This window comes from Massilia niastensis DSM 21313, assembly GCF_000382345.1.
In the GTDB taxonomy this organism is placed as follows: domain Bacteria; phylum Pseudomonadota; class Gammaproteobacteria; order Burkholderiales; family Burkholderiaceae_D; genus Telluria; species Telluria niastensis.
The window spans coordinates 63,405-82,696 of sequence record NZ_KB908086.1 but is presented as its reverse complement, the minus strand read 5'-3'; the positions used below and the strand labels follow the sequence as shown (position 1 = coordinate 82,696).

Sequence of the window (19,292 nt, the reverse complement as noted above, 5' to 3'; positions counted from 1 at the left end):
GATTCTAGCCAGTCCGATATAGATGCATTCACCTCAACCGAGAAAGTCATCCATGAACATGATCAAGACCGCCGCCCTCGCCGTGGCCTTCACCCTGCCGGCCATCGCCAGCGCCCTTCCGCTCACCGTCACCTCCGGCGCGAAGAACGTCGTCCTCGTCCACGGTTCCTACGTGGACGGCTCGAGCTGGCGCGCGATCCACGACCAGCTCTGGATCAAGGGCTACAAGGTCACCGTGGTCCAGCAGCCGCACAACAGCTTCGACGACAACGTGGCCGCCACCCGCGCCGCGATCGAAGCCCAGGACGGCCCGGTGATCCTGGTCGGCCACGACACCGGCGGCGCCGTGATCTCGGCCGCCGGCGGCAGCGGCAAGGTCAAGGGCCTGGTCTACGTCGCCGCGCTGCAGCCTGCCGCCGGCGAAAGCGCCGCCCAGCTGATCGCATCCAGGCCCGCGCTGAACCAGGAGATCCAGGTGCGCGACGGCCGCCAGTTCATCACGCCCGGGAAGTTCCAGGCCGTGTACGGCGCCGACCTGCCGCCGAACCGCACCAACTTCATGTCGGTCGCCCAACCCGGGATTCCGCAGAAGGTGCTGGGCGCCAGCGCGAAGGCGGCCGCATGGCGCGACAAGCCGAGCTACGCGATCGTCGCGACCGAGGACCTGGTGCTGAACCCGGAACTGCAGCGCTGGATGTACAAGCGCGCCGGCTCGAAGGTCACCGAGATCAAGGCCAGCCACGCACTGCAGCTGTCCAAGCCGGAAGAAGTCGCCCAGGTGATCGTGCAGGCGGCGCTCGACGCCAAGTAAGCGGACAGGCCGGGACGATATTTGTGTCGGCGTGTTTCGGTCCCGGCGTTCGACACGATAGGTCCGAAAACCGGGGCAAACACGACATAGCAGGGATACACGGGACCCCTAAGCTGTGAATCATGCGCCACACAAGGCGCACCGAGGAACAGCTCCAGGCGGCCCGCCCGGACTTCCACCCACCTGACAGAAGGAGTATCGCCATGAACCGCAAGTACGCAAGCATCGCCGCCACCCTCGCCATCGCCCTGTGCGCAGGCGCCGCCCAGGCCGAGCCGGCCAAAAAGGCCATGGAGAAGTGCTACGGCGTCTCGCTCGCCGGCCAGAACGACTGCGCCGCGGGCGCCGGCACTTCGTGCGCGGGCACCTCGACGGTCGACTACCAGGGCGACGCCTGGACCCTGGTCGAGAAAGGCACCTGCACCACGATCAAGACCCCGAAAGGTTTCGGCTCGCTGAAGCCAAGGGCCTGAGGCAATGCAGCGCACTCATTCCGTGAGCGTGGTGCGATTCGCCGCTCTCGTCGCCGTCGCGGCGGCCGTTGCCGCACCCCAGGCCATGGCGGCTCCCAGCGCGCCGCCGGGCGCCAGGAACATCGTCATCGTTCCAGGCGCCTTCGGCGACGGCTCGGGCTGGCGGGTGGTGCACGACATCCTGTATCACAAGGGCTACAAGGTGACCGTCGCCCAGCCGCCCCATACCTCGCTCGACGACGACGTGGCGGTGGCCCGCAAGACCGTGTTCCAGCAGTTCGGCAACGTGGTCCTGGTCGGGCACGGGATCGGCGGCGCCGTGATGTCGAACGTGGCCACCGGGGCCAAGGTCAAGGCCCTGGTGTATGTCGCGGCGCTGGTGCCGGAAATCGGCGAGACCTCGCAGCAGCTGATGGATTCGATGCCGGGCGCCACCGACGCGATCAAGGCCGACCGGGCCGGGTTCCAGTTCTTCGACGCCGCGAAGTTCCATGCGGACTACGCGCACGACATGACCGTGAACCGCGCCAACTTCCTGGCCGCCTCGCAGGTCCCGGTCAGCACCGTCCTCCTCGGCACGCCGAGCACCTTCGCGGCCTGGCACAAGAAGCCCAGCTACGGGATCGTCGCCACCCGGGACCGGATCATCAACCCCGACCTGCAACGCTGGATGTACAAGCGCGCCGGCGCGAGGATCACCGAGATCGGGGCCAGCCACGCGGTGCACATCTCGCAGCCTGAAGAGGTGGCGAAAGTCATCGAACAGGCGGCGCTCGGCGCCAGATAAGTTTTTTTACACGGCATGCGTCGCGCTGCGCCGCCCTGCCATCCACCCGCAGTACCCATTAGGAGAATCGCATGAACGCTCAACTGAAATCCCGTCTCAGCTTCGCCGGCGCCGCCGCCATGATCGCCCTGGCCACCGTCGGCATGTCCACCACCGCGCACGCCACCCAGAAGGAACAGCCGGGCCGCTGCTACGGCGTCAACACCTGCAAGGGCACCAGCCTGTGCGCCACCGCCAAGAACGACTGCAAGGGCCTGAACGAGTGCAAGGGCCAGGGCGTCATCGTCAAGACCCCGACCGAGTGCAAGGCGGCCGGCGGCACCCTGACCGAAAAAGGCTAAGCCTTCGCCGCCCGCCCCCGAGGGGGCGGGCTCTTCTCCAGCCAACCCTCAGGTACATCATGTCCGCTCAATCACTACCGCAACGCTTCCCCGGCTTCGGGCTGGGCCTGCGCCGCGAGCATTACCAGGATTTCCTCGAGACCGGCGTGCCGGTCGACTTCGTCGAAGTCATCTCCGAGAATTTCATGATCGACGGCGGACAGCCGCGCCACATCCTGCGCCAGGTGCGCGAACGCCATCCCGTCGTGCTGCACGGCGTGTCGATGTCGATCGGCTCCGCGGACGGACTCAGGGACGACTACCTGGCGCGCCTGAAGGCCCTGGTCGACGAGATCCAGCCGCTGTTCGTGTCCGACCACCTGAGCTGGTCGCGCATCGGCGGCTTCAATTCGCACGACCTGCTGCCGGTGCCCTACACCGAGGAAGCGCTGGCTGTCGTCTGCGACAACATCGACAGGGCCCAGAACGCACTCGGACGCACGATGCTGTTCGAGAATCCATCCAGCTACCTGAGCTTCGCCGGCGCCGAGATGCGCGAATGGGAATTCATCGCCGAGATGAGCCGGCGCACCGGCTGCGGCCTGCTGCTGGACGTGAACAACGTCTACGTGAGCGCCGCCAACCACGGCTTCGACGCCCATGCCTTCCTGGAAGGCATGCCGGCCGAGCGCGTGCGCCAGATCCACCTGGCCGGCCACAGCCGGGGACCCGAACTCCTCATCGACACCCACGACAGCCCGGTGGCCGACGGCGTCTGGGACCTGTACGCCAGGGCGGCCGCGCTGTGCGGTCCGGTGGCGACCATGATCGAGCGCGACGGCGACATCCCGCCGCTGGCCGAACTGCTGGCGGAACTCGACACCGCACGCCGCCTGGCGGCCAGGGAGCACGCATGACACTCGGCGACCTGCAACGCGATTTCCGCCTGTGGCTGGCCAGCGGCGCCCAGGATGCGGCCGGGCGCCTCGCAGGCGCCACCGGCGCCGGCCTGGCGGTCTACCAGAACAACTACCGCGCGCAGCTCGTCGGCTGTCTCGAGGAGAGCTATCCGCAGCTGCGCGCCCACATGGGCGAGGAAGCCTTCCTGCACGCCGCGGTCCGGCACATCGGCAAGTACCCGCCGCATGCCTGGACGCTGGACGCCTATGCGGACGACTTCGACGCCACCCTGGCGGCGCTGTTTCCCGCCAACCCCGACATCCACGAGCTGGCCTGGATCGAACTGGCGCTCGGCGCGGCCTTCATCGCCGCCGACGCCCTGCCCGTCGGCCCCGCCGATTTCGCCGGGGTCGACTGGGACACCGTGCACCTGCGCCTGAGCCCCTCGCTGCGCATGCGCGCCGCCACCACCAATGCCGCCGCCATCTGGCGCGCCCTGGGCAGCGGCGCCACGCCGCCGGAAAGCGCAATGCTGCCCGAGCCGGGGGCGCTGATCGTCTGGCGCAGCGGCTACGTGTCCTGCCTGCGCGCGGCCGACCTGCTGGAGCTCGACGCGCTCGCCACCTTGCAGGTGCACGGCAGCTTCAGCGCCCTGTGCGAGATGCTGGTCGGCCGCCTCGGCGAGGACGAGGGCATCGCCCGCGCCGGCGCGCTGCTGGCCGACTGGATCGGCGCCGAACTGATCACCGGCATCACGGCCGACTGACGCACGTATTCACAAGGAGAACCCCATGTCCCAGCAATTCCCGGCGCGGCGCGCCTTCCTGCTGTCCGCCTCGGCCGGACTGGCCGGGCTGGCCCTGCCCTCGCTGCATGCCGCTCCTGCCGCGGGCGACGCCAAGGGCGCGCTCGCGCTGCAGCGCCTCTCGACCGACCACCTCGATATCGCCTATTACGCGGCCGGCCCGGAAGACGGACGCCCGGTCGTGCTGGCGCACGACTTCGGCTACGACATCCACAGCTACACCAGGGTCGCGCCGATCCTGGCCGCCGCCGGCATGCGGGTGCTGGTGCCGCACCTGCGCGGCCATGGCGGCACCCGCTTCAAGGATCCAGGCGCGCCGCGCTCGGCCCAGCAGGCCGCGCTCGGCAAGGACCTGATCGATTTCATCGACGCCCTGCACTTCCCGGAAGCCGTGTTCGCCGGCTTCGGCTGGGGGGCGCACGCCGCCTATGCCGCTTCGGTGGTGCGCCCGACCCGCTGCATCGGCCTGGTGCTGGCGGGCCTGGACCGCATCGACGAGGCGACGCCCTGGCACCGGCACGTCTTCGGCACCGAAGCCGGCCGCCTCGACCTGGACAAGAACCGGCGCGCGATCGCCCGCAGCCTGTGGAAGAAGCATTCGCCCAGGGCGCCTTTCGACGAAGCGCTGTTCAGGCGCGCCACGGCCAGCTTCGACAACCCGGACTACGTCGGGATCCTGGTGCACGCCTGGCGCCGCCGCCATGGCGGCGCCGAGGCCGACCCGCACTATGAGGCGCTGGAAAAGAAATTCGCGCAGCAGCCGACCACCGGCGTGCAGGCCATCACCCTGGCCGGCGCGGCCAGCGGGGTGGCGGCGAGCAGCGCCGGCATCGCCTTCACCGGCGCACACAGCCACCGCCAACTCGAAGGCGTGGGACACCACCTGCCGTTCGAGGCGCCGCAGGCCTTCGCCGACGCGGCGCTGGAACTGGTCCGCAAGGGCAAATGGCGCACCTAGTGGGTCACTTGGCGACGGGAGTGGCCAATAAAAGCGATGGATTTTTGCGCCAGGCCAGGCGCAAACCGCAGCGATAGCTGGCTATCGCGAGGATTTGCAACAACGCCTGGCGCAAAAAGACGCGCTTTTATGCCACGCTCTGTTGCCAAGTGACCCACTGGTACACACCTACACATCCGATCAAGAGCTCACCATGCATTCCAACACCCATCCCCTGTCCGCCATGTCCACCATGGCCGAACGTCTGCTTCCGCCCGCGCTCCTGCTGCTGGTCGCCCGCCTCTCGGTCGCCGCGATCTTCCTCCGGGCGGGACGCACCAAGGTCGAAGGCCTGTTCTCGATCAAGGAGGGAACCTACCAGCTGTTCGAGTACGAATACGCGCTGCCGCTGATCCCGCCCGAATTGGCCGCCCAGCTCGCGACCGTGTCCGAGCACCTGTTCCCGCTGCTGCTGGTGCTCGGCCTGTCGACCCGCTTCGCGGGGCTGGCCCTGCTGGGCATGACGGCGGTGATCCAGCTGTTCGTCTATCCCGACGCCTGGCCGACCCACCTGAGCTGGGCCGCCCTGCTGTTGCCGCTGGTCGCGCGCGGCGGCGGCGCATTCTCGCTCGACCACCTGCTGCGCCGCGCACCAAACGAGCCGGCCGGCCACTGGCGCGCCCGGCACTAAAGAACACGGCCAGGGTCACGGGGCGGCAGTCCGCCTCGTGCCCGCCGCCGTGTCGTATCGCCGCTTTCTTGTTTCTCAATGTGTCGGCGCGGCCATCCGCTACAGAGCGTCGCCATGCCGGCACGCTGCTGGTGTGTAATCGTGGCCATGCAAGCATTCACCGCGCCCGGGCCGCGCGGGCAACCTGATGGAGGAAGTAATCATATGGAAAACAAGGCAATGTGGGCCGTGCAGGCCTGCCTGCTGGCGGCGGCCGCCTTCGTGGCGGCGGCGCCGGCGAGCGCCGGGGACCGTTCGGTATGCGACCTGGTGTCGTGCAGCGCCAGCGGCGTGTCGTCGGCAGCGGTGTCCGAGGCGCTGAAGGGCCAGGCCAGCACCCAGGCGGCGTCCCGCCCCGCCAGCCGCGAGGCGGGCAAGTCCGCGCAGGTCGCGCGCGACCCGTGGGTGCAGCACCTGGGAGGCGCGGCCGGCAAGGAAGACTATTCGTGCCTGCTCAGCGTGGGCGTGGGCGGCGAATTCGCCAAAAACGGCTTCTTCGCCACGCGCGCGCTTGGCCGGACGCTGGTATTGGGCGGCAAGGAAAGCGAGCGGCGCTAGAGGCGCCTTCGGCCGCAGGCCGGCTACCCCTGGTCGGCCTGCGTTTCAAGCCCCAGGATCGCGCGGTTGCGCGCGGCCAGCACCGCTTCGGTCCTGGCCGTCGCCCCCGGCCCGGGCTCCAGGCGCACTTCGCGCAGGCCCAGCACCTTCCCCGCCGGCGACACCGGGCCGACCGGCCCCACCGCTGCGCCGCTGGCATGCTCGACCAGCTTCAATGACGGGCAACTCTCCGCCGATCCCCACTTGTCTCCCCACTGGAGCAGGGCCACCAGGACCGGAAACAGCTCCTCTCCCTTTTGCGTGAGCCGGTACCCGGACGCGCGCTCGCTCTCGCCGAGGGCGAACTTCTCCAGGATTCCCACTTCCACCAGCCGCTTGAGGCGGCTCGCCAGGATATTCCGGGCAATGCCCAGCCGCTCCTGGAACTGGTCGAAGCGGGTCGTCCCGAAGGTGCATTCGCGCACGATCAACAGGCTCCACCACTCGCCGATCTGGTCGAGCGCCTTGGCGATCGAGCAATTCATTTCGCTGAAGTCTTTTCGTTTCATGGATTCAGTGTAGCCGAAGGGGTTGCATCATGCAACCGACCGTGTTAAGTTTCATCTTGAAACTGAAATCCGGTCCCGACAAGGGACCCTCAACCCAAAGGAATCCTCACATGGACCGTCGTCTCCTCGTTCTCGCGGCTGGCATGTTCGCCATCGGCACCGACAGCTTCGTCATCGCCGGCATCCTGCCGGAAGTGGCGCAGTCGCTGGATGTCTCCATCGCCCTCGCCGGCCAGATGGTGACCCTGTACGCGCTCAGCTATGCCCTGCTGTCGCCCGTCATCGCGGCGCTGGCGGCGCACTGGCCGCGCAAGACCCTACTGCTGGCCGGCCTGCTGGTGTTCGTGGCCGGCAACCTGATCACCGCCATCGCCCCGACCATCGAATGGGCGCTCGCCAGCCGCCTGCTGGCCGGCCTGGGCGCGGCCATGTTCAGCCCGACCGCGACCGCCACCGGCGCCTCGCTGGTGGCGCCCGAGAAGCGCGCCAGCGCGCTGGCCATCGTGATCGCCGGCCTGACGAGCGCCACCGCCCTGGGTTCGCCGATCGGCACCTTCATCGGCGGCCTGGCCAGCTGGCGCGCGACGATGTGGTTCGTGACCATCGTCGGCCTGGTGGCCATGCTGGCGGTCTACCTGCTGTTGCCGCGCATCGCCCCGCTGCCCGCGATCTCGCTGCGCCAGCGCCTGTCGCCGCTGAAGGACAAGCGCATCGCGCTGACCCTGCTCACCACCCTGCTCGCCTATGCCGGCCTGTTTACCGTCTACACCTATGTCGGCGTGGCGCTCGGCGGCGCGACCGGCGGCAAGCCCGGCGTGCTGGCCGGCCTGCTGCTGCTGTGGGGCGTGGCCGCCACCGTCGGCAACCTGGTGGCCGGCAAGCTGACCGACCGCTACGGCAGCCGTGCGATCATCAATGTCGCGCTGGCCGCCGCCGCCCTGAATTTCGTCGCGATGCCGCTGCTGGCTTCCCACCTGTGGGGCGCGGCGCTGGTGATGGCGATCTGGGGCCTGTGCGGCTGGGGCCTGCTGGTGCCGCAGCAGCACCGCCTGATCGGCCTGGCGCCCGCGGCGGCCCCGCTGCTGCTCGGCCTGAACTCGGCGGCGCTGTATGTCGGCGTCTCGTCGGCGGGCCTGATCGGCGGCGTCGGCGTCAACCTGCTGACCGGCGCGCAGCTCGGCTATCTCGGCGCGGCCTTCCTGGCGGCCGCCCTGGGCCTCGCCCTCCATACGAGCCGGCTGATCGGCGGCCAGGCCGCGCGCGCCGCGGCGCCGGTCGCGGAAAAAGCCGTGTCCTGAACACAGCCCGGCTCTCCGGTGGCGCGCAGGATCTGCGCGCCAATTTTTTCACCTCACTCTTTACATGATGTATCAATTCTCTTGAGCCAAAGCCCATTTATCTCCTCCGGGCGCAAAAGTATAGTTTCCCCATCGCAGCAACGAACGCTGCGCTGACCCTAACCCCGAAGGAGAAACAAATGAGCTCGAACCAAAAGACTGTCATCGTCACCGGCGCATCCAGCGGCATCGGCTTCGCGATCGCCGAAGCCTACCTGGCGCGCGGCTACAACGTGGTCGGCAACGCCCGCAGCATGGAGCGCCTGGACGAAGCCGCCGCCCAGCTGGGCAACCCGGCCAACTTCCTGCCGGTGGCCGGCGACATCGCCGACCCGCAGACCGCGAAGGACCTCTTCAGCCGCGCCATCGCCGCCTTCGGCCAGGTCGACATCCTGGTCAACAATGCCGGCATCTTCATCGCCAAGCCGGTCGCCGACTACACCAGCGACGACGTGGAAGCCATCGTGGGCACCAACCTGAAGGGCTTCTTCTATCCGTCGCAGCTCGCGGCCGAGCACATGGCAGAGCGCAAGCAGGGCCACATCGTCAACATCACCGCCAGCATCGCCGTGCAGCCGAACGCCAAGGTCCCGGCCCTGCTGCCGGTCCTGATCAAGGGCGGCCTGAACCAGGCGACGCGCGCCCTGGCCCTGGAACTCGCGCCCTCGAACGTGAAGGTCAACGCGGTGGCGCCCGGCATCATCCAGACCCCGCTGCACAGCGACTATGAAAGCACGCGCGCCTTCTACAACACCCTGGCGCCGAGCCACACGACCGGCGTGGTGCAGGACGTGGTCGATGCCGTGCTGTACCTGACCGATTCGAGCTTCACCACCGGCATCGTGCTGCCGGTCGACGGCGGCGCCACCACCGGCGTCTTCTGATCCACTTACCCGACGGGAGAACGACATGAAACTCATCTATGTAGGCGATCCGATGTGCTCCTGGTGCTACGGCTTCGGCAAGGAGATGACCACGCTGGTGGAAAAGCATCCGGGCCTGGAGCTGGAGATCGTGGTCGGCGGCGTGCGCGCCGGCGCCACCGACATCCTGGACGACGACGGCAAGCAGTTCCGCCTCGGCCACTGGGAACGGGTGGAAGCCAACAGCGGCTTGCCGTTCAACCGCAAGGCCTTCCTGGCGCGCGAGAACTTCGTGTACGACACCGAGCCGATCTGCCGGACCGTCGTCAGCGCGCGCCGCATCGCCCCGCAGGCGAACCTGCTCGCCGTGTTCCGCGCCCTGCAGCACGCCTTCTATGTCGAAGGGCTCGACACGACGGACGGCCGGGTGCTGTCGGAAGTGGCGGTCGCCACCCTGAAGGCGGACGGCTACGACGTCGAGGTCGCGGGCTTCCACGCCGAGTGGGCCTCGCAAGCCGCGATCGAGGAAACCCGCGCCGACTTCAAGCGCGCCCGCCTGCTCGGCGTGCGCAGCTTCCCGGCGCTGCTGCTGGACACCGGCAAGGGCATCGTCGAAGTCAGCCCGGGCTACGCCCACGCCCAGCTGCTGGACATGCGCCTGCGCGCGGCGATGGACAAGTACGCCGAGGCCAGGGCGGCCGCCTGAACCACCCGATGGATGACCACCAACAAGGAATTGACATGAAAACGACTGTCTCAAGATTGGCCGCAGCGGCTGTCGCCGCAGCGTTCGCACTCGGTTCCGCCCACGCGGCCGACAACCAGCCCGCGACAACCGCAGCCCCTGCCGCCGTCGCGGCGGCAGGCGGCGATGCCGAGGCGCCCGGCGCCCGGATCCGCCTGGCCCGCATCACCCCGACCTACTGGAAGGTCACCTTCGCCAGCCCGCCGTTCAACATCGTCGGGCCGAAGGAAGTGCGCCAGCTGGTGCGCATTATCGAGAAGATCGAGGCCGACCCGAAGGTCCAGGTGGTGGTGTTCGACAGCGCCGTGCCGGGCTACTTCATCGCCCACTACGACCTGCTGTCGGCGGTCGAGGAATCGACCGGGATGGAGCCCGGCCCGACCGGCATGCATCCGGTGCCGGACCTGATGGTCCGCCTGGCGCGCCTGCCGGTGATCACGATCGCCTCGATCCGCGGCCGCGCCACCGGCATCGGCAGCGAACTGGTGCTGGCATCCGACATGCGCTTCGCCAGCCGCGAGAAGGCCATCCTGTCGCAATGGGAGGTCGGCGCCGGGCTGGTGGCCGGCGGCGGCCCGATGGCCCGCCTGCCGCGCCTGGTCGGCCGTGGCCGCGCGCTGGAAATCCTGGTCGGCGCCGACGACATCAGCGGCGACGTGGCGGAGCGCTACGGCTACGTGAACCGGAGCCTGCCGGATGCCGAGCTGGATGCCTTCGTCGACAGACTGGCGCGCCGCATCGCCTCGTTCGAACGCGAGGCCATCGTCGAGACCAAGAAGCTGGTCGACCGCGCCAGCCTGCCGCCGGACGCCGAGATGCAGCCGGGCTGGGACGCCTTCATCGCCTCGGTCGGCCGTCCGGCCACCCAGGAACGGCTGAAGTCCCTGGTCGGCCAGGGCTTGCAGAAGTCTCCCGAGGTCGAGCGCAAGCTGGGCGCCGCCACCGCGGCCTACCGGAAGCAGTAAGCCAGGCCGGTGCGGCGCTCCCGCCGCACCCGATCATCGGGCCGGACCGCGCAGGCGCTCCGGCCCTTGCCGTGTCAGGCGGCGGCCTTGCGCTTGCGGAAGCTCGACACCTTGTGGCGATTGCCGCACAGCGCCATGCTGCACCAGCGGCGCTGCTGCGACTTCGAGCGGTCGAGGAACCACAGGGTGCAGGCCGGGTTCTCGCAGCGCTTGACGCGCTCGAAGCGCTCTTCGGTCAGCAGGTGGGCCGCCGCCTCGACCACCGGGGCCAGCAGCGCGTCATGCGGCTCGCCGGCGAAGCGGCGCCCCAGCCGCGCGGCGCCGTCCTTCTCGCGCACCAGCAGCTGGCGCGGCGCCCGTTCCAGCAAGCCATTCAGGAGCGCGAGGTCGGGCGCGCCGCCATCCTTGTGCGCCATCACCAGCGCGCGCAACTGCTCGCGCAGCAGGCGCGCGGCGGCCAGCGAACCGGGCGCCGCGTGCGCGGGAAGCTCGACCGCGGGATCGAGCGCGCCGCGCAGCCAGGCCAGCACCTCGGCATCGCTTTCCCAGCGCTCCACCTTGTTTCCGTCCACGGTCATGACCGTATTCATCAGGTCCAGCACCAGGTGGTCGCCATACAGCTCGATCCCGGCGCCCGGGGACTGCTTGTCCATCGCATCTCTCCCTCATGCATGTAACCACTTAAAAACATATTGACAGGTTACTTGAATCGTATAATCTGGAGCCTGTAACCTGTAAAACCGATTTTAACAGGTTTCCATCGAACCCCACCCAAGGAGTCCCTCATGCCGAACATCCGCCCCGCCTTCCATACCGTCGAAGCCGACGGCGTCCATGTCTTCTACCGCGAAGCCGGTCCGAAGGACGCGCCGGTCATGCTCCTGCTGCATGGCTTCCCGACTTCGTCGCACATGTTCCGCGAGCTGATTCCCCTGCTCGCGACGAAGTACCGCGTGATCGCCCCGGACCTGCCGGGCTTCGGCTTCACCGAGGTGCCGGCGGGACGCGACTACGTGTACAGCTTCGACAGCCTGGCGCTGACGATGGATGCCTTCACGCGGGCGCTGGGCCTGGAGAAGTACGCGCTCTATGTGTTCGACTATGGCGCCCCGACCGGCCTGCGCCTTGCGGCCGCCCATCCGGAGCGTGTCACCGCGCTGGTCTCGCAGAACGGCAACGCCTACCTGGAAGGCCTGGGCGACGCCTGGGCGCCCTTGAGGAAGTACTGGGCCGAGCCGAGCGCGGAGAACCGCGATGCGATCCGCGTCATGCTGACCCTCGAGACGACCAGGTGGCAGTACGTGCACGGCGTGGCCGATCCTTCACAGGTGGCGCCGGAAACCTGGCAGCTCGACCATGCGCTGATGCAGCGTCCGGGCAACGGGGAGATCCAGCTCGACCTGTTCCTGGATTACGCCAGCAACCTCGCGCTGTACCCGCGCTTCCAGGCCTTCTTCCGTGAGACGCAGGTGCCGACCCTGGTCATCTGGGGCAGGAACGACCCGTTCTTCATCCCGCCGGGCGCCGAAGCCTTCCGCCGCGACAATCCGAACGCTGTCGTGAAACTGCTGGATACCGGCCACTTCGCGCTCGAGACCCACGTCGACACGATCGCGGCCGAAATCCACGTCCTGCTCGAGCGCGCAGGCGTATGAACGCCCCAAAAAGGGCTTCACGGACGAGTGGGAAGTCAAGGCGGGGCATTCAGGGTCAGGTCTGTCATTCGGACACCGATCGAGCACCTTTGCTCCACTTCAAAATGCTGGTTTTTTGATTCCAAACTCGTCCATGCTCGGCTCACATTCGTCACCGCAATCGGTGCGTCACGGACCATGTCGGAAAGAGGAAAAAAGTCTCGGCATGCTTAAAACCGTTCTGAGATTTCGCAAGGGTTGTGCGTCCATGTCCGAATGACAGACCTGACCCTGAATGCCGCATGTCTTCCCGTTCATCCATGAAGAACCAGGAAAAAAGGACCCGAACGGGTCCTTGATTTGTTGCCGGAGCGTGAAACCTTACGCTTCCTTGCCGCCAACCAGCACTTGCTGCGGCACATCGGCAAACACCTTGTTGACGATGACCCAGATCCCATCCTCGCGCACCAGGGTGAGATGGTTGTAGTAGTTGAAGCCCAGCGCCGGCACGTGCACCTTGGCGGTGGCGATGTTGTGGGTCACGTCCAGCGACACGACCTTCATCTGGTAGGCCTCGCCCAGCTCCTCGGGCGACTGGCGGTGCTCGACGCCGTCGAGGTAGTCGTCGAGCCGCTTGTAATAGGGCTGGCCGCGCACCTGCGCGAACAGCGCGGCTTCCGGATGGAACACCGAACGCAGCAAGGCGGTGTCGCCGGTGTACAGGCCGTTGAAGTAGTCGGCCAGCACGATCAGGATGGATTGGTGGTCTTGCATGATGGTCTCCGGTCGGGCGCGGCGGCGCTGCCGGCCGCCGTCGCGCCGGTTCTGGCTCAGGCCACGCGGGCGACGCTGTCGCGCACGCGCTGGCCGAACAGGATGGCGGTCTGCAGATCGCCCCGCACCATCTCGTCGGCCGAGGCGTCCGAGGGCGTGGCCGTCGCCAGGCCGGCGAACGAGGACAGGTAGTTCACGTCGTCGCGCCGCGCCGCCTTGGCGTTGCTCGGCATCATGCCGGTGCCGACCCACATCATGCCGTGCTGCTGGGCCAGGGTGAACATGGTGTACAGCGTGGTCTGCTTGTCGCCGGCCACCGAGGCCGAGTTGGTGAAGGCCGCCCCCAGCTTGTCCTTCCAGCCCTGGGCGCCCCAGACCTTGGAGGACTCGTCGGCGAATTTCTTGAACTGCCAGCTCACATTGCCCATGTAGGTCGGCGAGCCGAAGACGATGGCGTCGGCCGCCGCCAGCGACTCCCAGCCGCCTTCCGGCAGGTTGCCCTCGGCGTCGATGGCGAGCAGCTGGCCGCGGCTGCCCTCGGCGACCGCTTCGGCGATCTTGCGGGTGTGGCCGTAGCCGCTATGGAATACGATGACGATCGATTTGTTCATGATGCTCTCCTGCGTAGTATCGGATGACTTGAATAGCCGGTTGATCAGGTGACGAATGGTGTTCACGACGTTCTCCTACAGCATTACCAGGTGCCGGCGGCAACGCGCCGTCCTTGGGTTGCACTATAGGGAGTCGTGAGATTCGGAAAAAGATGGAGGCAGGCAAGACAATCGATACATCATGTAACGAATGCAGTCGGCACTGGCGGGTGCCGTGGAAAGAATCAGACGACGGCCTTGACCTTGCGCGCGGCCTGTTTGGCAGGCTGGTCACGCAAGGCATCGACCAGGAAGTCGACGAAGGCGCGCACGCGCAGGGCGACGTGGCGGCCATGGGGATAGAGCAGGCAGAACGGACGCGAGCGCCCGCCATACCGGGGCAGCAGCTCGACCAGCCGGCCCTCCTCGATGTCCTTGTCGACGATGAAGCGGTAGGTCTGGAAGATGCCGCCGCCGGCGCGCACCAGGGTCACCGCCCCGAGGATATCCTCGGCGCAGCCGTACAGGCCGGTGGTCTGCATCTCGATGTCCTCCTCGCCGTCGCGGAACAGCCAAGGGATGTTGCGGCCGGTGCTGGGCAGGGCGAACTGGATGCAGTTGTGCTCGCGCAGCGCCTCGGGCGAGTCCGGCGTGCCGGCCTGCTTCAGGTAGGCGGGCGTGGCGACCACCACCAGTTCGGCATCCTCCAGCTTGCGTGAGATCATGGTCGAATCGGACGGGGCGCGGCCGCGGATGGCCAGGTCGAAGCCCTCGTCGCCGAAATCCACGTTGCGGTTACTCAGGTGGAACTCCACCTTCACCTCCGGGAACTGGCGCGTGAATGCCGGCAGCAGCGGCAGCACCCGGTAGTGGCCATAGGGCGTGGGCATGCTGATGCGCAGCAGCCCGGCCGGCGCGCTCTGGCGTCCGGTGACCAGGCGCTCGGCCTCGACCAGCTGGTTGAGCGCCTCGCGGCACTGGGTGAAGTAGTCGCGGCCCGCCTCGGTCAGGTTCAGGGTGCGGGTGGTGCGCACGAACAGGCGCACGCCGAGGCGCGCCTCGAGGCGCGACACCGCGCGGCTCACCGCGGCGGGCGTCACCGCGGCCGCCGTCGCCGCCGCCGTAAAGCTGCCCAGTTCGGCAGCAGAGCAGAACAGCTCGATGCTGCCCAGCAGGATATCGTCGAATTGCCGGCTCACGGATTGGCTACATGGTTGGTGGTTTGACACGAACCGATCATACTGGATTTACCCCGCGGCCGTGCACCACCGCCCTTCCCGCCTGCCGCTGGACAGGGGCGTCCTGTCCGGTGGACAGGGGGCGCTCTGTCCGGTGGACAGGGCGCCGGAACCCGAGAATAATCCCTGTGTCCAGTACCTGGCCCGCCCATGGAACCGCACCGCCTCGGCGACATCGCCGCCTTCGTCACCGCCGTCAAGGCCGGCAGCTTCACCGCCGCCGCCGACGTGCTCGGCGTCACCCGCTCGGCCATCGGCAAGAGCATCGTGCGCCTGGAGTCCTGGTTCGGCGTGCGCCTGCTGAACCGCACCACGCGCAGCCTCAGCCTGACCGACGAAGGCAAGCTGGTGGTCGAGCGCTACCGCCAGGTGCTGGAAGACCTGGACGAGATCGACGCCACCATCGCGCAGCGCCGCGCCCGGCCGACCGGCACCCTGCGCCTGACGGCCCCGCTGTCCTTCGGCCAGCGCCACATTCTGCCGCTGCTGGACGCCTACCTGAAGCAGTGGCCCGAACTGCGCGCCGACATCGCGCTCACCGACCGCTTCATCGACCTGGTCGAGGAAGGCTTCGACATCGCGATCCGGATCGCCGCGCCCCGGGACGATACCCAACTGCTGACCCGCACCATTGCCCGCCAGCAGTTCATCACCTGCGCCGCCCCCGGCTACCTGGCGCGGCGCGGCGCCCCGCTGCAGCCGCAGGAAGTGGCCGCGCATGACGCCATCGTGCTGGTCGCCGGCGGGCGGCCGCGCGGCTGGGACTTCATCACGCCCGACGGTCCCTGGCGCTTCGACGGCCCCGGGCGCCTGCACATCGACAGTTCGGAAGCGCTGCGCGCGGCGGCGCTGGGCGGCTTCGGCCTGGTCACCCTGCCGACCTATATCGTCGGCGCGGACCTGCGCGCAGGCCTCCTGGTCGAGGTGCTGGACGACTACCGTCCCGCCCCGGATCCGATCGACCTGCTGTACCCGAGCAAGCGCCACCTGTCGCCGCGCATCCGCGCCTTCATCGACCTGCTGGCCGCGCGCTGGCAGGACGGCGTGCCCTGGGAAACGGCGGCCGCGCGCTGATCAATGGATCGGCGGCGGATTCAGGTAGGCCGCGCCGGGCGAGCCCAGGCTGTGCTTCACGGCGCGCGTGCCTTCGTCGGCGATGATCTCGGCCATGCCCTGTTCCAGGCCGTCGAGTGCGATTCTCACCACATCCTGCGGCGACAGTTTCACGACCTCCATGCCGCGGGTCAGGTCGGTGTCGACGAAGCCCATGTGCAGGGCGCTGACCTCGACCCTGGTATCGGCCAGCTCGATCCGCAGCGCATTGGTGAAGCTCCATTCGGCCGACTTGGAGGCGGAGTACGCGGCCAGCGCCGGTCCCGCGATCCACGAGGCGATCGACAGCACGTTGAGGATGGCGCCGGGCGCGTTGCGCAGCAGGGCGGGCGCGAAGGCCTGGGTCACGCGCATGGTGCCGAAATAGTTGGTCTCGAACATCGCGCGCGCATCGGACAGGATCGCGGGGTCGAGCACCGATTGCGCCACGTAGGCGACGCCCGCGTTGTTGATCAGGAGGTTGACGTCGCCGCAGCGGTCGGCGGCGGCCATGACGCTCTCCATGTCGTGCAGGTCGAGCGCGACCGGGACCACGCCCAGTTCGCTGAAATGCGAGGTTTCGCGCATCCCGGCATAGACCCTGGCGGCGCCGCGCAACAGCAGCGCACGCGCGAACTCCAGGCCGATGCCGCGGTTGGCGCCACTGACAAAACACACCGAATCCTGAATCTTCATGATCGCTCCTTCAGGTTGCATGGTTGGCGGGCGCCCGTCGCGCTCTGCGGCGCATGGCGGGACGATCCACATCGTAACGCCGGATGCTGCCCGGCGGTGTGAAATTGTGTGAAGCCGCCATGCAATCCTGGCGCCATGTCTCTCTTAAGCCGCATGAAGCGCGGGGAGCGGCGTGCTATAAAGATCCCTGCTGCTGTCCAGACCAACCGGAGAGACGATCATGGCTGCCACCGAGCTTGCTCCGCAACACACTGCCCTGCTGCTGGTCGACCCCTACAACGATTTCCTGTCCGACGGCGGCAAGCTGTGGCCGCGCATCGCCGCCACCCGCAACGCCGCCGGCCTGCACGCCAACCTGCGCGCCGTGCTGGACGCCGCGCGCGCGGCCGGCGTGCCGGTCGTGATCGTGCCGCACCACCGCTACGACCACGGCGACCTCGACGGATGGAAGTTCATGACGCCCTACCAGGCAGGCAGCGCCAGGGCGCTGGTGTTCCAGAAGGGCGAATGGGGCGGCGAGTGGCATCCCGACTTCGCACCCCGGCCGGGCGACATCGTGGTGAAGGAACACTGGGCCAGCAGCGGTTTCGCGAACACCGACCTCGACCTGCAGTTGCGCCAGCGCGCCATCACCCACGTGGTGCTGATCGGCCTGGTCGCCAACACCTGCATCGAAGGCACCGGACGCAATGCCTCGGAACTCGGCTACCACGTGACCCTGGTGCGCGACGCCACGGCCGCGTTCAGCGACGAAGCCCTGCATGCGGCGCACGAGATCAATGCCGCCAGCTTCGCCCACCAGCTGGTGAGCACCGAACAGCTGGTGGCACAGCTGGCCGCCCTCGGCGACGCAACCAGGCCGTGAGGACGGGCGGCCGGACGGCGAGCGAACCCGCCGCCAGCCGCGCCGTCGCGCCAGGATGGCCGGCAGGGCAGCGCGTCAGTGCGCGCCGGCGGCCAGTTCGGCCAGGGTCGAGTGCTCGCTGACCGGCAGCAGCTCGCCGTCGGCCAGCAGGCAAGGCAGCACGGTCACGCCCAGCATCTCGGCCTCGGCCACGCGCCCGGTCTCCTTGCTCAGGTCGACGATCTCGAGCGCCGGCATGGCGCGCCCGAGGATGGAGGCGATCTGCAGGCAGGTGGAGCAGCCGTCGTGGTACAGGGTGGCGGGCAGCGACTTGTTCGTTTCATTCATGTTTCGGTTCCTTTGTTTCGTTAGTGTGGGTTAAATGTCGATTCCGTCCAGCCAGCGGCGCAGCAGCAGCGCCCCGCCCTGCTCCAGATTGGCCGCATGGCGCGCCGTGTCCGCGCGCAGGCGGGCCAGCTCGACGCCGGCGTGCGCCAGCTCCACCGCGTGGCCGGTGAGCCAGGCTTCCAGCGCCCTGCCGGCGAATTCGGCGTGGAACTGCAGGCCCAGCGCGTAATCGTCCAGCGCGAAGGCCTGGCAGGGCGTGCCCGGCGTCGAGGCCAGCGCCGCCAGGCCCGGCGGCGGAACGATGTTGTCGCCGTGCCAGTGCAGCACCGGCAGTCCTGCAAGCCCCGCCAGCACGCCGTCCGGCGCGGCCAGCGCCAGTTCGCCCCAGCCGATCTCGCTCTGCGGCCGGCCGCCAGGGCCGCTGCGGCGTGCGATGGCGCCGCCAAGGGCCACCGCCATCAGCTGGGCGCCGAGGCAGATGCCCAGGGTCGGACGGCGCAAGGCCAGGCGGGCGCGGATGCCGGCCAGTTCGTCCGCCAGCCACGGGTACAGGGCGGTGTCGCCCGCCCCGATCGGGCCGCCCAGCACCACCACCAGGTCGGCCCGTCGCCATTCCTCGGGCGTGAGCGGTTCGGCGCCGGCATGCCGGTAGCTGATCCCGTAGCCGCGTTCGCGCAGGGGCGCGGCGAAGCTGCCCAGGTCCTCGAAGGCGACGTGGTAGACCGCGATGCATTCCATGCCGTCCTCCTTCAGGGCAGCAGGCAGCCGACGCTGTCGCAGCCGGCCGCCGGCGGCGCCTCCGCCAGCAAGCGTCCGATCAGCGCCCCGACCTGCATGTCCTCGGCGGCGCCGAACAGGCTGTGGCGCAGCACGCCGGCGCGGTCGAACAGCAGCAGGGTCGGCGTGCCGCGCATCTGGTAGCGCGCCATGGTGCGCGGCACCGGGCCGTGCTCCGAGGGCTGGTCGACGCCGACCGGGAAGCCGATCCGGTATTCGTGGATGAAGGCCGCGAGCGCGCGTTCGTTCATCGCGTCGTGGTGCTCGAACACGGTGTGCAGGCCGAGCACCGCCACCTCGTCCTGCGCGAACAGCTGGCGGATCGCCTTGGCCTGCGGGATGCCGTGCGAGACGCAGCCCGGGCACAGCATCTGGAAGGCATACACGGCCGCCACCTTGCCGCGCAGCGAGGCCAGGCTCACCGGTTGCGGGGCGTTGAACCAGGCCGAGACCTCGAACTCGGGCGCGGCTTGCTGCTGGACTTGCATGTTCATTGTAGGACTCCTAACTATTGATGGCA

25 protein-coding genes are annotated in these 19,292 nt (G+C 68.3%); 16 read left to right on the top strand and 9 right to left on the bottom strand.

The window, feature by feature from the left end; translation table 11 throughout:
* Positions 1-52: 52 nt before the first annotated feature.
* From H162_RS0108720 to H162_RS0108680, 9 genes are all read left to right on the top strand, one after another.
* Positions 53-811, top strand: coding sequence for an alpha/beta fold hydrolase (locus H162_RS0108720; protein ID WP_020653077.1), 759 nt, complete (start codon positions 53-55; stop codon positions 809-811).
* A 203-nt stretch (positions 812-1,014) separates the two neighbouring features.
* Positions 1,015-1,284, top strand: coding sequence for a BufA1 family periplasmic bufferin-type metallophore (locus H162_RS0108715; RefSeq protein ID WP_020653076.1), 270 nt, complete (start codon positions 1,015-1,017; stop codon positions 1,282-1,284).
* 4 nt (positions 1,285-1,288) lie between these two features.
* Positions 1,289-2,071 carry an alpha/beta hydrolase gene (locus H162_RS0108710; RefSeq protein ID WP_156885523.1) on the top strand — a complete coding sequence of 261 codons (783 nt, stop codon included), beginning with the start codon at positions 1,289-1,291 and terminating at the stop codon, positions 2,069-2,071.
* A 71-nt stretch (positions 2,072-2,142) separates the two neighbouring features.
* Entirely contained in the window at positions 2,143-2,412 is a 270-nt protein-coding gene (gene bufA2, locus H162_RS0108705) for a BufA2 family periplasmic bufferin-type metallophore (protein ID WP_020653074.1), read from the top strand.
* Positions 2,413-2,471: 59 nt separating this feature from the next.
* A complete protein-coding gene (gene bufB, locus H162_RS0108700; RefSeq protein ID WP_020653073.1) occupies positions 2,472-3,308 on the top strand; it encodes an MNIO family bufferin maturase in 837 nt (278 codons plus the stop codon).
* On the top strand, positions 3,305-4,057 hold the full coding sequence (locus H162_RS0108695; RefSeq protein WP_020653072.1) for an HvfC/BufC N-terminal domain-containing protein: 753 nt from the start codon (positions 3,305-3,307) through the stop codon (positions 4,055-4,057). Before bufB ends, H162_RS0108695 begins: the two co-directional genes overlap by 4 nt.
* Positions 4,058-4,082: 25 nt before the next feature.
* Positions 4,083-5,054 carry an alpha/beta fold hydrolase gene (locus H162_RS0108690; RefSeq protein WP_020653071.1) on the top strand — a complete coding sequence of 324 codons (972 nt, stop codon included), beginning with the start codon at positions 4,083-4,085 and terminating at the stop codon, positions 5,052-5,054.
* 193 nt (positions 5,055-5,247) lie between these two features.
* Positions 5,248-5,724: a DoxX family protein gene (locus H162_RS0108685; RefSeq protein WP_020653070.1), complete on the top strand. Its 477-nt coding sequence runs from the start codon at positions 5,248-5,250 to the stop codon at positions 5,722-5,724.
* Positions 5,725-5,928: 204 nt separating this feature from the next.
* Positions 5,929-6,321 carry a hypothetical protein gene (locus H162_RS0108680; protein ID WP_020653069.1) on the top strand — a complete coding sequence of 131 codons (393 nt, stop codon included), beginning with the start codon at positions 5,929-5,931 and terminating at the stop codon, positions 6,319-6,321.
* A gap of 23 nt (positions 6,322-6,344) precedes the next feature.
* Here H162_RS0108680 and H162_RS0108675 read toward each other — a convergent pair whose 3' ends face one another.
* Positions 6,345-6,869: a winged helix-turn-helix transcriptional regulator gene (locus H162_RS0108675; RefSeq protein ID WP_026354417.1), complete on the bottom strand. Its 525-nt coding sequence runs from the start codon at positions 6,867-6,869 to the stop codon at positions 6,345-6,347.
* 110 nt (positions 6,870-6,979) lie between these two features.
* On the opposite strand from H162_RS0108675, the gene H162_RS0108670 reads away from it, so the two are divergent.
* From H162_RS0108670 to H162_RS0108655, 4 genes are all read left to right on the top strand, one after another.
* On the top strand, positions 6,980-8,167 hold the full coding sequence (locus tag H162_RS0108670) for an MFS transporter (protein ID WP_040786855.1): 1,188 nt from the start codon (positions 6,980-6,982) through the stop codon (positions 8,165-8,167).
* A gap of 179 nt (positions 8,168-8,346) precedes the next feature.
* Positions 8,347-9,090: an SDR family NAD(P)-dependent oxidoreductase gene (locus H162_RS0108665; RefSeq protein WP_020653066.1), complete on the top strand. Its 744-nt coding sequence runs from the start codon at positions 8,347-8,349 to the stop codon at positions 9,088-9,090.
* 25 nt (positions 9,091-9,115) lie between these two features.
* Complete coding sequence (locus tag H162_RS0108660; RefSeq protein ID WP_020653065.1) at positions 9,116-9,775, top strand: DsbA family protein; 660 nt, start codon at positions 9,116-9,118, stop codon at positions 9,773-9,775.
* A gap of 35 nt (positions 9,776-9,810) precedes the next feature.
* Positions 9,811-10,779, top strand: coding sequence for an enoyl-CoA hydratase/isomerase family protein (locus tag H162_RS0108655; RefSeq protein ID WP_084676968.1), 969 nt, complete (start codon positions 9,811-9,813; stop codon positions 10,777-10,779).
* A gap of 74 nt (positions 10,780-10,853) precedes the next feature.
* On the opposite strand, the gene H162_RS0108650 is transcribed toward H162_RS0108655, so the two are convergent.
* Complete coding sequence (locus H162_RS0108650) at positions 10,854-11,432, bottom strand: CGNR zinc finger domain-containing protein (RefSeq protein WP_020653063.1); 579 nt, start codon at positions 11,430-11,432, stop codon at positions 10,854-10,856.
* Positions 11,433-11,564: 132 nt separating this feature from the next.
* On the opposite strand from H162_RS0108650, the gene H162_RS0108645 reads away from it, so the two are divergent.
* Positions 11,565-12,434, top strand: a complete 870-nt coding sequence (locus H162_RS0108645) for an alpha/beta fold hydrolase (protein ID WP_020653062.1) — start codon at positions 11,565-11,567, stop codon at positions 12,432-12,434.
* Between the two features lie 360 nt (positions 12,435-12,794).
* On the opposite strand, the gene H162_RS0108640 is transcribed toward H162_RS0108645, so the two are convergent.
* From H162_RS0108640 to H162_RS0108630, 3 genes are all read right to left on the bottom strand, one after another.
* Positions 12,795-13,187 carry a nuclear transport factor 2 family protein gene (locus H162_RS0108640; protein WP_020653061.1) on the bottom strand — a complete coding sequence of 131 codons (393 nt, stop codon included), beginning with the start codon at positions 13,185-13,187 and terminating at the stop codon, positions 12,795-12,797.
* Between the two features lie 56 nt (positions 13,188-13,243).
* Positions 13,244-13,798 carry a flavodoxin family protein gene (locus tag H162_RS0108635; RefSeq protein WP_020653060.1) on the bottom strand — a complete coding sequence of 185 codons (555 nt, stop codon included), beginning with the start codon at positions 13,796-13,798 and terminating at the stop codon, positions 13,244-13,246.
* A gap of 224 nt (positions 13,799-14,022) precedes the next feature.
* Positions 14,023-14,976: a LysR family transcriptional regulator gene (locus tag H162_RS0108630; protein WP_020653059.1), complete on the bottom strand. Its 954-nt coding sequence runs from the start codon at positions 14,974-14,976 to the stop codon at positions 14,023-14,025.
* Between the two features lie 189 nt (positions 14,977-15,165).
* On the opposite strand from H162_RS0108630, the gene H162_RS0108625 reads away from it, so the two are divergent.
* Complete coding sequence (locus H162_RS0108625; protein WP_020653058.1) at positions 15,166-16,089, top strand: LysR family transcriptional regulator; 924 nt, start codon at positions 15,166-15,168, stop codon at positions 16,087-16,089.
* Here H162_RS0108625 and H162_RS0108620 read toward each other — a convergent pair whose 3' ends face one another.
* Entirely contained in the window at positions 16,090-16,803 is a 714-nt protein-coding gene (locus tag H162_RS0108620) for an SDR family oxidoreductase (protein WP_020653057.1), read from the bottom strand.
* A 220-nt stretch (positions 16,804-17,023) separates the two neighbouring features.
* Between H162_RS0108620 and H162_RS0108615 the strand changes: the two genes are divergently transcribed.
* A complete protein-coding gene (locus tag H162_RS0108615; RefSeq protein ID WP_020653056.1) occupies positions 17,024-17,668 on the top strand; it encodes a cysteine hydrolase family protein in 645 nt (214 codons plus the stop codon).
* A 75-nt stretch (positions 17,669-17,743) separates the two neighbouring features.
* On the opposite strand, the gene H162_RS0108610 is transcribed toward H162_RS0108615, so the two are convergent.
* From H162_RS0108610 to H162_RS0108600, 3 genes are read right to left on the bottom strand one after another with little or no spacing between them, the layout of a single operon-like run.
* Complete coding sequence (locus H162_RS0108610; protein WP_020653055.1) at positions 17,744-17,995, bottom strand: hypothetical protein; 252 nt, start codon at positions 17,993-17,995, stop codon at positions 17,744-17,746.
* Between the two features lie 30 nt (positions 17,996-18,025).
* On the bottom strand, positions 18,026-18,733 hold the full coding sequence (locus H162_RS0108605; RefSeq protein ID WP_020653054.1) for a glutamine amidotransferase-related protein: 708 nt from the start codon (positions 18,731-18,733) through the stop codon (positions 18,026-18,028).
* Between the two features lie 11 nt (positions 18,734-18,744).
* Positions 18,745-19,266, bottom strand: a complete 522-nt coding sequence (locus H162_RS0108600) for a peroxiredoxin family protein (protein ID WP_020653053.1) — start codon at positions 19,264-19,266, stop codon at positions 18,745-18,747.
* Positions 19,267-19,292 lie beyond the last annotated feature (26 nt).

Excerpts from the sequence above, each read along its gene's own strand:
- H162_RS0108720 (WP_020653077.1), top strand. The coding sequence starts at position 53 with ATGAACATGATCAAGACCGCCGCCCTCGCCGTGGCCTTCACCCTGCCG.
- H162_RS0108690 (WP_020653071.1), top strand. The coding sequence starts at position 4,083 with ATGTCCCAGCAATTCCCGGCGCGGCGCGCCTTCCTGCTGTCCGCCTCG.
- H162_RS0108605 (WP_020653054.1), bottom strand. The coding sequence starts at position 18,733 with ATGGAATGCATCGCGGTCTACCACGTCGCCTTCGAGGACCTGGGCAGC.
- H162_RS0108660 (WP_020653065.1), top strand. The coding sequence starts at position 9,116 with ATGAAACTCATCTATGTAGGCGATCCGATGTGCTCCTGGTGCTACGGC.
- H162_RS0108670 (WP_040786855.1), top strand. The coding sequence starts at position 6,980 with ATGGACCGTCGTCTCCTCGTTCTCGCGGCTGGCATGTTCGCCATCGGC.
- bufB (WP_020653073.1), top strand. The coding sequence starts at position 2,472 with ATGTCCGCTCAATCACTACCGCAACGCTTCCCCGGCTTCGGGCTGGGC.
- H162_RS0108665 (WP_020653066.1), top strand. The coding sequence starts at position 8,347 with ATGAGCTCGAACCAAAAGACTGTCATCGTCACCGGCGCATCCAGCGGC.
- H162_RS0108620 (WP_020653057.1), bottom strand. The coding sequence starts at position 16,803 with ATGAAGATTCAGGATTCGGTGTGTTTTGTCAGTGGCGCCAACCGCGGC.
- H162_RS0108715 (WP_020653076.1), top strand. The coding sequence starts at position 1,015 with ATGAACCGCAAGTACGCAAGCATCGCCGCCACCCTCGCCATCGCCCTG.
- H162_RS0108635 (WP_020653060.1), bottom strand. The coding sequence starts at position 13,798 with ATGAACAAATCGATCGTCATCGTATTCCATAGCGGCTACGGCCACACC.
- H162_RS0108600 (WP_020653053.1), bottom strand. The coding sequence starts at position 19,266 with ATGAACATGCAAGTCCAGCAGCAAGCCGCGCCCGAGTTCGAGGTCTCG.
- H162_RS0108655 (WP_084676968.1), top strand. The coding sequence starts at position 9,811 with ATGAAAACGACTGTCTCAAGATTGGCCGCAGCGGCTGTCGCCGCAGCG.
- bufA2 (WP_020653074.1), top strand. The coding sequence starts at position 2,143 with ATGAACGCTCAACTGAAATCCCGTCTCAGCTTCGCCGGCGCCGCCGCC.
- H162_RS0108650 (WP_020653063.1), bottom strand. The coding sequence starts at position 11,432 with ATGGACAAGCAGTCCCCGGGCGCCGGGATCGAGCTGTATGGCGACCAC.
- H162_RS0108645 (WP_020653062.1), top strand. The coding sequence starts at position 11,565 with ATGCCGAACATCCGCCCCGCCTTCCATACCGTCGAAGCCGACGGCGTC.
- H162_RS0108685 (WP_020653070.1), top strand. The coding sequence starts at position 5,248 with ATGCATTCCAACACCCATCCCCTGTCCGCCATGTCCACCATGGCCGAA.
- H162_RS0108625 (WP_020653058.1), top strand. The coding sequence starts at position 15,166 with ATGGAACCGCACCGCCTCGGCGACATCGCCGCCTTCGTCACCGCCGTC.
- H162_RS0108610 (WP_020653055.1), bottom strand. The coding sequence starts at position 17,995 with ATGAATGAAACGAACAAGTCGCTGCCCGCCACCCTGTACCACGACGGC.
- H162_RS0108675 (WP_026354417.1), bottom strand. The coding sequence starts at position 6,869 with ATGAAACGAAAAGACTTCAGCGAAATGAATTGCTCGATCGCCAAGGCG.
- H162_RS0108695 (WP_020653072.1), top strand. The coding sequence starts at position 3,305 with ATGACACTCGGCGACCTGCAACGCGATTTCCGCCTGTGGCTGGCCAGC.
- H162_RS0108640 (WP_020653061.1), bottom strand. The coding sequence starts at position 13,187 with ATGCAAGACCACCAATCCATCCTGATCGTGCTGGCCGACTACTTCAAC.
- H162_RS0108615 (WP_020653056.1), top strand. The coding sequence starts at position 17,024 with ATGGCTGCCACCGAGCTTGCTCCGCAACACACTGCCCTGCTGCTGGTC.
- H162_RS0108710 (WP_156885523.1), top strand. The coding sequence starts at position 1,289 with ATGCAGCGCACTCATTCCGTGAGCGTGGTGCGATTCGCCGCTCTCGTC.
- H162_RS0108680 (WP_020653069.1), top strand. The coding sequence starts at position 5,929 with ATGGAAAACAAGGCAATGTGGGCCGTGCAGGCCTGCCTGCTGGCGGCG.